The following is a 12,881-nucleotide window of genomic DNA, read 5'->3' on the forward strand; positions in this document are numbered from 1 at the left end:
GAACTCATGGGACGTTACGACAGCCCGGCGGCACTGGCCGCCCTCGTGCAGCCACATCAGGTGCACCGCGATATCTATACCGATCCAGAGGTGTTCCAGCAGGAGATGAAACATCTTTTCGCCAATGCTTGGGTTTTTGTCGGCCATGAGAGCCAGACGCCGAACAAGGGCGATTATTTCAGCACCCATATCGGCACCCAGCCCGTCATTCAGGTGCGCCATTCGACGGGCGACATCCATGTTCTGCTAAACCGTTGCCCCCACAAAGGCACCAAGATCGTGATCGACCGGCAGGGCAACACCGGCAAGTTCTTCCGCTGCCCCTATCATGCATGGAGCTTCAAAACCGACGGTTGCCTTTTGGCGATCCCGCTCAAAAAAGGCTACCAAAATACCGGGCTGGAGGAGACCGACAGCGGCAAGGGCATGCGCAGCGTTGGCGATGTGAAGAACTACCGTGGCTTCATCTTCGCCCGGCTCGCCGACGAGGGCATGAGTTTCGAAGAGTTCTTTGGCAAGAGCCTGTCGTCACTCGACAATATGGTGGATCGCTCCCCCGCCGGACGGCTCGAAGTCGTCGGCCCGCCGCTGCGCTACATGCACCATTGCAACTGGAAGATGCTGGTCGAAAACCAGACCGACACCTGCCACCCGATGGTGGCTCACGAAAGCTCAGCTGGGACGGCGGTGAAGCTCTACGAAGAACTGGGCCTCCCCGAAGGTGCCCCCAAACCCCCCGCGATGGAGATCATCGCCCCCTTCATGTCGCCCTACGAATTTTTCGAAGGCATGGGCATCCGCACTTGGCCCAACGGCCACGGGCACACGGGCGTAAACCACTCTATCCACTCGGATTATTCCGCCATCCCCGGCTATTTCGAAGCGCTCTGTGACAGCTATGGCGAGGAGAAAGCCAAGGCGATCTTGGATGAGAACCGCCACAACACGGTCTATTTCCCCAACATCATGATCAAGGGGCCGATCCAGCAATTGCGGGTCTTCATCCCCATCGCCGCCGATCGGACCGTGGTGGAAAGCTACATCTACCGCCTCGTTGATGCCCCGGATGAGCTGACCGCCCGCACCGCGATGTACAACCGCATGATCAACGCGCCCACTTCCATCGTCGGCCATGACGATCTGGAAATGTACGAACGCGCGCAGGAAGGGCTGACGGTCGACGGGCTGGAATGGGTGAACATCCAACGGCTGATCAAAGAGGACGAGGATTTCGAGGTCGAAGCAGTCGAAAACGGCACCACCGAACGCCAGATGCGCAACCAATTTCACGCTTGGGTCAAGTTCATGACCATGGGCCAACAGACGGAGCCAGCGGAATGAGTGTGACGCGCGAAACCCTGATCGACTTCATCTATGACGAAGTGCGCATGTTGGACGAGGGGCGCTATACCGAATGGCTGAACCTATGGCTGGCGGACGGGCATTACTGGATGCCGCTGGACTATCAACAGACCGATCCGATCAACGAAACGTCGTTGATGTATGAGGATATGTTCATGCTAAAATTGCGCGTCGAACGGCTCAACGGCGCACGAACCTTCAGTCAAAAGCCCAGAAGCCGTTGCCATCATGTGATCCAGCGGCCTTTCGTGGATGAGATGGACATGAAGGCGGGGCGTTTCGTCACGACGACCTTCATGCACTACGTCGAGACGCGGCTTGATGAGCAGCAACTGCTCGCCGTTACCGCGCGGCATGAGTTGGCGCTGGTCGAGGGGCGTCTGCGTATCGCCAACAAACGGGTCGATATCGTCAATTGCGATGCAGCCTTTCGCAACATTCAGTTGCTGCCATGATCGCGCCAGAGATTGAGACGGTCTATGCGGCCTTTCAGGACACCGCCGTGCGGCAGCCCAACCGCGCCTTTCTTAATGTCCTGCCAGAAACGGCGGAAATCTACGGCATCGCGGCGGGAGAGGTGAGCTATGCCGCAGCCGCGCGTGAGGTTGCGGCTTTGCGTGAGAACATCGCGGCGGCGGGCTACCTTCCCGGCCAGCGGGTCATGCTACTGATGGAGAACCGCCCGGCGTTTTTCCTATGGTGGCTGGCGCTGAACGGCTTGGGCCTGTCGGTCGTGCCGGTGAACCCCGACCTGCGGGCGGGGGAGCTCAGCTATATGATCGACCACGCCGAGCCGGTCTTGGCGGTAGCGATCCCTGCACGCGGCGATGACCTGCGCGCAGCGGCGCGGCAGGCGGGGCGCGACATGCCGGTGATTGCACCGGGCGATCCTCTCCCATCGCCTGTCACGTTCACGGCCATCGCGGCGCGTAATGGCGGCGCGGAGAACGCGGAAGCCGCACTTCTCTACACCTCCGGCACCACGGGCCAGCCCAAAGGCTGCATTCTGACCAACACCTATTTCCTCGACGCCGGACGCTGGTACGCAGGCACGGGCGGACTCTGCGCCCTGTCGCAGGACGGCGAGCGCATGATCACGCCCTTGCCGATCTTCCACATGAACGCGATGGCTTATTCCTTCATGGCGATGATCGCCGTGGGCGGCTGCCTGACTGCGCTCGACCGCTTCCATCCTCGCAGCTGGTGGGCCTCGGTCCGCGCCTCGGGGGCGACCTGCCTGCACTATCTTGGTGTCATGCCATCCATGCTGATGGGGGCCGAGGAAAGCAAAGCCGACCGCGACCATGCCGTGCGCTTTGGCTTTGGCGCGGGGGTGGACCCGAAACTGCACGCCGCCTTCGAGGCGCGTTTCGGTTTTCCGCTGGTCGAGGCTTGGGCCATGACCGAAACCGGCGCGGGGGCCGTGATCTGCGCCAACCGCGAACCGCGGCGCGTGGGTGAAAGCTGCCTCGGCGCGCCCGAAGGGGGGCTGGAGGTCCGGCTGCTCGACGAAGCCGGGCAAGAGGCCAATCAAGGCGAGTTGCTGGTGCGCCGCGCCGGTGCCGACCCGCGGCGCGGGTTCTTCGCGGGCTATTTCAAAAATGCCGAAGCCACGGATGAGGCTTGGGCGGAGGGTTGGTTCCACACCGGCGACATCGTGCGCCGCGCGCCGGATGGCGCGATGTTTTTCGTCGACCGTAAGAAAAACGTGATCCGCCGCTCGGGCGAAAACATCGCGGCGGTGGAGGTGGAATCGACCCTGATGCGCCACCCCGCCGTGGCCAGCGCCGCCGTCGCCGCCGTGCCCGACGCGGTGCGCGGGGATGAGGTTTTCGCCTGTATCGTGCCGAAGGACGCGGGCGCTGACCCTGCCGTCTTGGCCCGTGAAATCACCGAATGGTGCCTCACCCAGCTTGCCTATTACAAAGCGCCCGGTTTCATCGCCTTTGTAGAGGCGCTGCCGCTGACGGCGACGCAGAAACTCCAACGCGGGGTGCTGAAAACGCTGGCCGCCGACCTGCTCGCCGACCCTGCCACGCAAGACCTGCGCGGGATGAAGAAACGGACGGCGGCATGAGGCGTCAGGGCTATGACGGCGTCGTCCTCGCGGTGCCCACCTCGGTGCCCTATGCGCGCTACAGCAACGAGACTGCGCATTGGTGGATCGCCCGTGCCCTGCGCGCGATGCTGGGCAAGGCCGGGATCGCGCCGGGCGAGCTGGACGGGTTCTCAGTCTCCAGCTTCTCGCTCGCGCCCGACACCCCGGTCGGGCTGACCCAGCATCTGGGGCTTAGTCCACGTTGGCTTGATACCGTGCCCACGGGCGGGGCCAGTGGGGTGATTGCCCTGCGCCGCGCCGCGCGGGCGGTGCAGGCAGGCGACGTGGATGTGGTCGCCTGCGTCGCGGGCGACGCGAACCGGATCGACAGTTTTCGCACCCTGCTCAGCGGCTTTTCGCGCTTTTCGATGGACGCAACCTTTCCCTATGGGTTCGGCGGCCCCAACGCCAGTTTTGCGCTGCTGATGGACCGCTACATGCAAGAATTTAGCGCCGCGCGCGAGGATTTTGGCCATATTGCGGTGTCGCAACGCATAAATGCGCTGAACTATCCTGCGGCTTTAATGAAGACTCCGCTAACCTTGGCGCAGTATATGGACGCCCGGATGATCTCAGACCCCATCGCGCTGTTCGACTGCGTCATGCCCTGCGCCGGGGCCGAGGCGTTTTTGGTCATGCGCGAGGACGAGGCCCTGCGCCGCGACCTGCCCTTCGCCCAGATCAGCGGCACGATCGAACGACACAACGCCTATCCCGAAGATCCGATGCAACTGCGCGGCGGCTGGGGCATGGATATTGGGGAGCTCTACGAGATGGCGGGTCATGGCCCCGAGGGTGTCGACCTGTTGCAGACCTATGACGACTACCCGGTGATCTCGATGATGCAGTTCGAAGACCTCGGATTTTGCGCCAAGGGGGAGGGGGCCGCCTTTGCCCGACAGCGTGATCTCACGATCAACGGCGACTTCCCGCACAACACCTCGGGTGGGCAATTGTCGGTGGGCCAAGCGGGGGCTGCGGGTGGCTATCTGGGGCTGGTCGAAGCGATCCGGCAGGTGACGGGGCAGGCCGAAGGCACACAGGTGGCAAACGCCCGGCGCGCGCTGGTCTCGGGCTTTGGCATGATCAACTATGACCGGGGGGTCTGTTCGGCGGCGGCGATCATCGAAGGAGGCGGGGCATGACCGAACCATTGATGCCGCCTCAAAAGAAGAACCCGCAAAAGCGCAGCACGGTGCCGACCCTGCCGCCTGCCCAACGATCCCGCGCGGCGCTTGGGCTCGCGATTGTCGCGGGGCGGGGGCAATTCGCCCTGCAGCACTGCGTGGATTGCGGCGCGGTGCAATATCCACCGCGTGATGCCTGCGGCAAATGTCTGTCGGTGGCGCTTGAGTGGCGCGAGACAGAACCGGCGGGCGAGGTATTGGCCGAAACGACGATTCGCGTCTCGCCCGACCCGTATTTTCGCGAGCGGCTGTCTTGGCGCATCGGCACGGTGCAACTCACTGCGGGGCCCGTTGCAGTCTGCCATCTGCACGGCGATGTCGGGCGTGGGGATCATGTCTGTCTGGCGCTTAAATTGGACCGGGCCGGGCAGGGGGTCATGGTGGCCCTGCCGCGAGAGGAAAGCGAATTTATGCAAGACGATCCGATGCTGCGCGCAATGTCGAGCGACCCTAAACACCGGCGGGTGTTAATCACCGATGCCCGCTCCCCTTTGGCCCTGCGGCTCACCCAAGCGCTCTTGAAAGCTGGCGCGGCGCAGGTCTTTCTGGGCGAGCCGGAACATTGGCGCCGGTGGGAAGGCCGCGCGGCCTTCGAGGGGATGGAGAACGTCAGCCTCATGCCGCTCGACGTGACCGATACCACCTCGGTCTCGCGCCTCGCGGCAGAGATTGGCGGCAAGGTCGATATTCTGATCAACTCTGCACAGTTCATCCGCCCGGGTGGGGTGCTGGGCAGCGATACGATCTTTGCCCGCGAGGGGATGGAGACCAATGTGCTGGGTCTGATGCGACTGGCGCAGGGCTTTGGCCCGGCAATGGCGTCGCGCACGGCGGATGGTGTGAATTCGGCAGTGGCGTGGGTGAACATCCTGTCGGCGGGGGCCTTGACGCCCGAGGCAGGGTTTGGCGGCTTCGATGCCTCCCAGGCAGCGGCGCGTTCGCTCAGCCAGACGATGCGGGCGGAGTTTGCCGGGTCCGGCCTGCGGGTGATGAATGTCTACACCGGCCCCGTCGATGACGAATGGCGCCAACCCCTGCCGCCGCCCAAAGTCGCCCCCCGCACGTTGGCGCGGACGGTGCTGCGCGGGTTGGTCGACGGGTTGGAAGAGGTCGCCTGCGGTGACGTGGCCAAAGATGCGCTGGCCCGCTGGCTGGACGATCCGGCTTTGATGGAACGCGAAACGCGGGGGAGCGGCGCATGAGCGATGCAATCGCGACACTGGCTGAAGCACTGGCCAGCGGCGCGGCACGGGTCGTCGATCTGACCCACCGCCTTGATCCCGATTTCCCCGTCATCGTGCTGCCACCCGAGTTCGGCCAATGCGCGCGGTTTCGGATGGAGGAGGTCTCGGCCTATGACCATCGCGGCCCGGCGTGGAAGTGGCATAACCTCACGCTGAACGAACACACCGGCACCCATTTCGATGCGCCGATTCACTGGATCTCGGGCAAGGACGTGGCCCATGGCGCGGTGGACGAAATCCCGGCAGAGGCCTTCATCGGTCCGGTCGTGGTGATCGACTGCTCCGACGGCGCAGGACAGGACGACGACTTTGAACTGACGCCCGAGATCATCCGCGATTGGGAAGCCAAGCATGGCACGATCCCGGCAAACGTTTGGGTGTTGATGCGCACCGACTGGTCAAAGCGTAGCGGCGCGGATTACCTCAACATGCGCGAGGATGGCGCCCATTCGCCCGGCCCCACACCCGCCGCTATCGAACTGCTGCTAGAGCGCAGCATTCGCGGCTTTGGCACCGAGACCGTCGGCACCGACGCGGGGCAGGGGATGCATTACGACCCGCCCTTTCCGGCGCATTACCTGCTGCATGGGGCGGGCAAATACGGGCTGCAATGTCTGTGCAACCTCGACCAATTGCCGCCCACGGGGGCCATGCTGATCGCACCGCCGCTCAAGATCAAAGGCGGGACCGGCAGCCCATTGCGGGTGCTGGCGCTAATACCGGGAGAGAGACCATGACCAGTTACACCGCCGTCATCACCGGGGGCAGCAAGGGCATCGGTGCCGATCTGGCGCAGCGGCTGCTGGAGCGCGGCTATCGGGTGATCTCAATCGCGCGGGGCAAGCCGGAATGGGAGGCGGAAGGATGTGAGCATATCGAAGCCGACCTGCTCGATCCCGCCTCCGTCGCCGCCGTTGCCGCCGATATCGCCGCGCGCCATGAGGTGACCCATCTGGTGCATAACGCCGGGCTGATCTGGCCCAACCTGATCGAAGAGGCGAAACCCGAAGACATAACCCGCCTTGCGCAACTGCACCTCGGTTCGGCCCTGACGCTGCTGCAAGCCTTCATGCCCGCCATGAAAGAACGCGGCTTTGGCCGGGTGATGTTCAACGCCTCGCGCGCCGCCTTGGGCGCGCCCACGCGCACCGCCTATTCGGCGTCGAAAGCGGGGATGATCGGCATGGCGCGCACATGGGCGCTGGAGCTCGCGCCGCATGGGATCACCGTCAACGTCGTGGCCCCCGGCCCGGTGCAAACGGACAACTTTTGGGGCATCATCCCCAAAAAAAGCGAACGCGAGGCGGAATTGGCCAAACGCATCCCGGTGGGACGTTTGGGGCAGGTGGAGGACGTGACCAATGCCTTCCTGTTCTTCTGCGATCCGGCCAATAGTTTCGTCACTGGCCAGACGCTTTTCGTCTGTGGCGGGTCGAGCATCGGGACGCTGACGCTCTGACCCTAGGGCTTACCCCTTTCGGAAATGCTGCACCAATTCAGGGACATAGGCATCGCCCGCGCCCTTCTCGACGACCTTGGACAAGGCACCATAGACCCCATCGGCAATCTCAACCTGCGCGCCCGCCTGCGCAGACATCTGGCGGTAATAGTCGAAATCCTTCAGCGCGTTGCTGATCGCAAAGGGCAGCGCCTCGCGGTCGCCGTTTACGATGAAGGGCGATAGCCGATCAAGCGCTACACTGGCCCCGCCGCCACCCGCCAAAACATCGACGAAACTCTGCGGATCGATCCCCGCATCCGCCGATTGCGCCGCAGCCTCGGCGAGGAGCGACATGAACCCGACCGAGACGTAATTGTGCAGCAATTTCAAACGGTGGCCTGCGCTGACCTCGCCCACATGTTTGACCTCCTCGGTGAAGGCTGCGAGTACCGGAGAGACCTTTTCGACCGTGGCAGCGTCACCGCCAACCAGCAGGTTCAACTTCCCCTCATGGGCGAATTGCGCGGTCCGGGTCATTGGCGCGTCAACGAATTCGCCCCCCGCCGCTTTGACCGCCTCGGCCATCTTCACCGTCGAGGCGGGCAGGGAGGTAGAGCAATCGACCACAACCGCACCGGGCTTCAGCCCGGCGATCACGCCGCCCGCACCGGTCAGAATGCCTTCGACCTGCGGAGAGCCGGTGACGCAGAGGATGATCACATCCGACGCGGCGGCCAGATCGCTGAGGCTGTCGAAGGCCGTTGCGCCCAGCCCGTCCAACTCATCGGTCGGCTGGTTGCCGGGGTGGTCGAAATAGCCAAGCGCAAAACCCCCGCGCCGCATCACGTTGCGTGCAATTCCGTGGCCCATCAGGCCGACACCGATCATACCGATTTTCATGGATTTTCCTTCGCTTGCCACCGCCACCTCTACGCGCGGTTCCCTTGGGGAAAGCTCTACCGCGCGGCCCGTCACGGTGCAACGCGGGCGGGGCGGATTTTCTCGGCCAAACAGGGCTTTGTATATTTGAAACCGACACGGCGCTTGATAGGAATGGCGCATTGATTGCATGAGGCTGATATGACTTTGACCATCGACCCCCACCAGATTGCCCAAGACCTCTATCACGGGCAGTTCTGCCCGATGTTCATCGACGGCAAGGATGTGCCCGCGCTGTCAGGCGAGGTGCTGAACGTGGTCGATCCCGCCTCGGGCCGGGCGCTGGCGACGGTACCGCGTGGCGGGCCCGAAGATGTCGATGCTGCCGTCGCCGCCGCGCGTCGGGCCTTTGAGGGGGCGTGGTCGAAATTCACGCCCTATGATCGGCAAGAGGTGCTCTTGCGCATTGCCGATGTGATGGAGCGCGATTGGGAAAAACTCTGCGTCTCCGACACCGCCGACATGGGTCTGCCGCTGGCGCGGACCTTGGGCAACAAACGTCGGGTGATCGGGATGCTGCGGTTCTATGCTGGGCAGGCGGTCGCGTTGCATGGCGATGTGATCGAGAACTCAGTCTCGCAATCAATGTTCTCTTTCACAACGCGCGAGCCGGTGGGCGTGGTGGGGGCGATTATCCCTTGGAACGCCCCGACCGCCGCCTCAATCTGGAAAATCGCGCCCGCACTGGCGACGGGCTGCACCGTGGTGTTGAAGCCCTCCGAAGACGCGCCGCTGACGCCCTTGATGATCGCGAAGTTGATGCAAGAGGCAGGCGTGCCCGATGGGGTGGTCAACGTGGTCACCGGCACGGGCCGCGAAGCGGGCGCGCGTCTGGCCGAACATGAGGACGTGAACAAAGTGGTCTTCACCGGCTCGACTGCCACGGGCAAGACGATTGCCCGCGCTGGCGTTGAGAACCTCAAGCGGATCACGTTGGAGTTGGGCGGGAAATCTCCGCTGATCATCTGCAAGGACGCGGATATTGAAAAGGCCGTGCCGGTAGCGGCAATGGCGGTCTACGCGCATTCAGGCCAGATTTGCATCGCAGGCTCGCGGCTGTTCGTGGCGCGAGAAATTCAGGATGAGTTCATCGAGAAGCTCGCCGCCTTCGCGCGCGGGCTGAAGATCGGGCACGGCTTGGATGAGGGCACTGACCTTGGCCCGCTGATCAACCGCGTGCAGACTGAGAAGGTCGAGGGCTATATTGCTGCGGGCAAGGCCGAAGGCGCGCGGCTGGTCACGGGCGGGGCACGGCCCGAGGGGGAGAGCTATGACGGCGGTAACTTCCTTGAGCCGGTGATCTTTGCCGATGTGACCGACGACATGACCATCGCGCGGGAGGAAATTTTCGGGCCTGTGATCTCTGTCCTGCCCTTCGACACGATGGAAGAGGTCATCGCGCGCGCCAATGCCACGCCCTACGGTCTGGCGGCAGGCATCTTTACCCGCGATCTGAGCACTGCGCATCGGACGGTGAAGCGCCTCAAGGCGGGATCGGTCTGGGTGAACATGTACCATGCGATTGACCCGGCGGTGCCGTTCGGCGGGCTCAAGATGTCGGGCTATGGCAAGGAAGGCGGCGTGGAGCACCTGCAGGCGTATTTGGATACCAAGGCGGTTTGGATACAGACGGAATGATTTGAAAGCCGCCCGGCCTCACCGCCGGGCGGTCCGCTTTAGAAACCGCTGATTTTCGGCAACCATGTGCTCAGCACTGGTATGAAGGTCAGCAGCATCAACACGACAAAGTTCGCCAGAAAGAACGGCGGCATCTCACGGATCAGCGCCGCCGGGCGCAGGTTCACCGCTGAAGACACCACGAAGATCAGGCTCCCCACCGGGGGCGTCGTCAGCCCCAGCGTCAAGTTCACGATCACCACGATGGCGAAATGATCCGGCGCAATGCCGAGGGCGTGGCTGATCGGCGCGAGGATCGGGACGAGGATCATCACGCCCGGCAGCGGGTCCATGAACAGGCCAAAGAGCAGCAGCAGCACGTTGACCGCCAAAAGGAACAGGATTGGCGACAGCTCCCATGAGATGATCGCCTCGGCCAGAAATTGCGGCACGCCTTCGATCACCAGAACCCATGCGAAAGCCCGCGCAGCGCCAAGGATCAAAAGCACCGCCGAAGAGATCAGCGCGGCGCGTAGGATCAGCCCCGGCAGATCTTGCAGCCGCAGCGCGCGGTAGACAAAGAACCCGCAAAAGAGCGCATAGAAAACCGCGATGACTGAGGCCTCAGTCGGGGTAAATATACCGCCCCGAATGCCGCCGACAATCATCACGATCAACCCTAGCGCTGGCAGCGCCATGAATGTATTGCGCCACATCTGCGCCCGCTCGGGGCGTGCTTCCGCGCTGCGATAGTCGCGTTTCCAACTGACCCAACCGTTGGCGGCAAGACTGCCACAGGCCAGCAAAAGCCCCGGAATGACACCGGCCATAAACAGCGACCCGACCGAGACTTCCTGATCCTGCAGCGCATAGATGATCATCACGATCGACGGCGGAATGATCGGCCCCACCACCGCCGAGGAAATTGTCAGCGCCCCGGCGTAGGAGCGGTCATAGCCGCCTTTTTCCATCATGCGGATCATCATCGCCCCCGGTCCCGCCGCATCGGCCAAGGCCGAGCCGGAAATGCCCGCGAACATGGTGGAGGAGATCACATTGGCATAGCCCAGCCCCCCGCGCAGATGCCCGACGAACTGAGCGGCAAAGCGAAGCAACGTGTGCGTGATCGCGCCGCCGGTCATGATCTCGGCGGCGAGGATGAAGAAGGGCACCGCCAAAAGCGGGAAACTGTCGAGGCCGGAAAACATCTCTTTGACAACGACGATCTGCGGATAGGAACTGCCCAAGCCAATTGCCGCAAAAACCGAAATGGCCATGGCAAAGGCAACGGGCAGCCCTAGCACCATAAGCACGAAAAGCGAGATAAAGAGGATCTCAGCCATTGGCGGCTCCCGGCATGTTTTCGGTCTGGCCATCGGGCTGATGGTAGTGGCCCGCCATGATGAAAGGCCGCGCGATCAGCAGCAAATGCACGATCAACAGCGAGAACCCGACCGGCATAGCGGCATAGACATAGCGGAACGACAGCCGCATCGCGGGGGTCATCTGGTACTGCGCGCGCTGCATATAGTCCCAGCCGACCTTGACCATGAAAGCGAAAAAGAACAACAGGATTAATACGATGACCCCGCGCAGGATGCGCTGCATCCGGGTGCTCATCACGTCGTGCAGATTGGTGATGGCCACATGGCCGCCCTGCCGCAGCGCCAGACCGGCCCCAAGAAAGGCCATCCAAATCATCAGGTAACGGGCGGATTCATCGGACCATGACAGCGAATGGTTGGTGCTGAACCGCAAAGCGACATTGGCCCCCACGACCAAGACCATCCCCGTCAGGCAGGCGATCACCACCGCGGCGTTCACCTTGACGAATAGCTGTTCCAATCTGCGCATGGTTTCCCCTCCCGTGAAAAACGGCCGGAAGCGCTGCTCCCGGCCGTCTTTTCTTTCAACGACGTGATTACTTGGTCGCGGCGATCTGGTCGATCAGTTCTTTGCCGTAGGTCTCATAGTAGCCTTCATAGGCGCTCTCGATCGAGGCGCGGAAGGTGGCTTTTTGCTCTTCGGTCAGCTCGTTGACTTCCATGCCGCGCTCTTTCAGCGTCTCTACGCCGCTCTGTTCGACATCATCAACGAAACCACGCATGGCGGCGACAGCCTCGGTTGCGCCCTTCTCAAAGGCGGCTTTGTCTTCGTCAGACAGGCCTTCCCAGAAGGGTTTGGAGACCAGCAGCATGGCGGGCGAATAGACGTGGCCCGACAGCGTCAGGTACTTTTGCACCTCGTCGAGTTTCACTGACACGATCACTGACAGCGGGTTTTCCTGCCCGTCGATGGTGCCTTGCTGCAGCGAACTGATCACCTCGGGCCATGCCATCGGGGTGGGGGCAGCACCGGCAGCGTTAAAGGCATCAAGGTGCACCGGGTTTTCCATGGTGCGCAGTTTCATGCCCGCGATGTCTTCTGGGGTCTCGATCGCGTTGCGGTTGTTGGTGATGTGGCGGAAACCCTGCTCACCCCATGCCAGCGCCACCATGCCGGCGCCGTCGAACTCGGCCAGAATGTCTTGGCCGATGGGACCATCAAGCACGCGGCGGGCGTGGTCAAGACTGCGGAACAGGAAGGGGATGTCGGTCACACCGGTGGCGGGGACGAAGTTGCTGAGCGTGCCGGTGGAGACGATGGTCGCCTCGACGGTGCCAAGCTGCAGACCTTCGACCACTTCACGCTCACCGCCCAAGCCGGAAGAGGGGAAATGGCGGAAGCTGAACTTGCCGTCGGTTTCGGCTTCGACGACTTCCTGCCACTTCTGCGCCGCGACGCCGTAGTGGCTGTCGGGGGCGAGGGCGTAGCCGATCTTAACTTCGGTCTGGGCGCTCAGTGCTCCTCCGGTGAGCGCGGCCAAAGTGGCGATAATTGCCGTGGGCTTGGTGATTTTGAACATTTTGTATCCTCCAGCGATCTTATTAACAAGGTCACGAAAACTGCTAGCGCTGGACGCTCCAAATGGCAATGGGGTTGAGGGCGCTTTG

12 protein-coding genes are annotated in these 12,881 nt (G+C 62.7%); 8 read left to right on the top strand and 4 right to left on the bottom strand.

Translation table 11 applies throughout. The features are described from left to right. Positions 1–6: 6 nt before the first annotated feature. Genes O4H31_RS04265 through O4H31_RS04295 form a run of 7 tightly spaced genes read left to right on the top strand, consistent with a single transcriptional unit; the run spans position 7 to position 7,350 of the window. Positions 7–1,341 carry an aromatic ring-hydroxylating dioxygenase subunit alpha gene (locus tag O4H31_RS04265; RefSeq protein ID WP_269343159.1) on the top strand — a complete coding sequence of 445 codons (1,335 nt, stop codon included), beginning with the start codon at positions 7–9 and terminating at the stop codon, positions 1,339–1,341. Beyond that, positions 1,338–1,817: an aromatic-ring-hydroxylating dioxygenase subunit beta gene (locus O4H31_RS04270; RefSeq protein WP_269343161.1), complete on the top strand. Its 480-nt coding sequence runs from the start codon at positions 1,338–1,340 to the stop codon at positions 1,815–1,817. The genes O4H31_RS04265 and O4H31_RS04270 overlap by 4 nt, the downstream gene beginning before the upstream one ends. Next, positions 1,814–3,439: an AMP-binding protein gene (locus O4H31_RS04275; RefSeq protein ID WP_269343163.1), complete on the top strand. Its 1,626-nt coding sequence runs from the start codon at positions 1,814–1,816 to the stop codon at positions 3,437–3,439. Before O4H31_RS04270 ends, O4H31_RS04275 begins: the two co-directional genes overlap by 4 nt. Next, the gene (locus tag O4H31_RS04280; protein ID WP_269343165.1) at positions 3,436–4,605 is read left to right on the top strand and encodes a thiolase family protein; all 1,170 of its coding nucleotides are present in this window, start codon (positions 3,436–3,438) and stop codon (positions 4,603–4,605) included. Before O4H31_RS04275 ends, O4H31_RS04280 begins: the two co-directional genes overlap by 4 nt. Further along, positions 4,602–5,849: an SDR family NAD(P)-dependent oxidoreductase gene (locus O4H31_RS04285; protein ID WP_269343167.1), complete on the top strand. Its 1,248-nt coding sequence runs from the start codon at positions 4,602–4,604 to the stop codon at positions 5,847–5,849. The genes O4H31_RS04280 and O4H31_RS04285 overlap by 4 nt, the downstream gene beginning before the upstream one ends. Continuing rightward, entirely contained in the window at positions 5,846–6,628 is a 783-nt protein-coding gene (locus O4H31_RS04290; protein ID WP_269343169.1) for a cyclase family protein, read from the top strand. Before O4H31_RS04285 ends, O4H31_RS04290 begins: the two co-directional genes overlap by 4 nt. Further along, positions 6,625–7,350, top strand: a complete 726-nt coding sequence (locus O4H31_RS04295; protein ID WP_269343171.1) for an SDR family NAD(P)-dependent oxidoreductase — start codon at positions 6,625–6,627, stop codon at positions 7,348–7,350. Before O4H31_RS04290 ends, O4H31_RS04295 begins: the two co-directional genes overlap by 4 nt. A 9-nt stretch (positions 7,351–7,359) precedes the next feature. Here O4H31_RS04295 and O4H31_RS04300 read toward each other — a convergent pair whose 3' ends face one another. Then, positions 7,360–8,232, bottom strand: a complete 873-nt coding sequence (locus tag O4H31_RS04300) for an NAD(P)-dependent oxidoreductase (RefSeq protein WP_269343173.1) — start codon at positions 8,230–8,232, stop codon at positions 7,360–7,362. Positions 8,233–8,412: 180 nt separating this feature from the next. Between O4H31_RS04300 and O4H31_RS04305 the strand changes: the two genes are divergently transcribed. After that, positions 8,413–9,909 (top strand): aldehyde dehydrogenase family protein, encoded by a 1,497-nt coding sequence (locus O4H31_RS04305; protein ID WP_269343175.1) that lies wholly within the window; start codon positions 8,413–8,415, stop codon positions 9,907–9,909. Positions 9,910–9,947: 38 nt separating this feature from the next. Here O4H31_RS04305 and O4H31_RS04310 read toward each other — a convergent pair whose 3' ends face one another. From O4H31_RS04310 to O4H31_RS04320, 3 genes are all read right to left on the bottom strand, one after another. Further along, the gene (locus O4H31_RS04310; RefSeq protein WP_269343177.1) at positions 9,948–11,231 is read right to left on the bottom strand and encodes a TRAP transporter large permease; all 1,284 of its coding nucleotides are present in this window, start codon (positions 11,229–11,231) and stop codon (positions 9,948–9,950) included. Then, the gene (locus tag O4H31_RS04315) at positions 11,224–11,742 is read right to left on the bottom strand and encodes a TRAP transporter small permease (RefSeq protein WP_269343179.1); all 519 of its coding nucleotides are present in this window, start codon (positions 11,740–11,742) and stop codon (positions 11,224–11,226) included. The genes O4H31_RS04310 and O4H31_RS04315 overlap by 8 nt, the downstream gene beginning before the upstream one ends. A gap of 67 nt (positions 11,743–11,809) precedes the next feature. Then, complete coding sequence (locus O4H31_RS04320; RefSeq protein WP_269343181.1) at positions 11,810–12,793, bottom strand: TRAP transporter substrate-binding protein; 984 nt, start codon at positions 12,791–12,793, stop codon at positions 11,810–11,812. Positions 12,794–12,881 lie beyond the last annotated feature (88 nt).

Origin of the sequence: Sulfitobacter dubius, from assembly GCF_027214245.1 — a bacterium.
Lineage (GTDB): Bacteria > Pseudomonadota > Alphaproteobacteria > Rhodobacterales > Rhodobacteraceae > Sulfitobacter > Sulfitobacter dubius_A.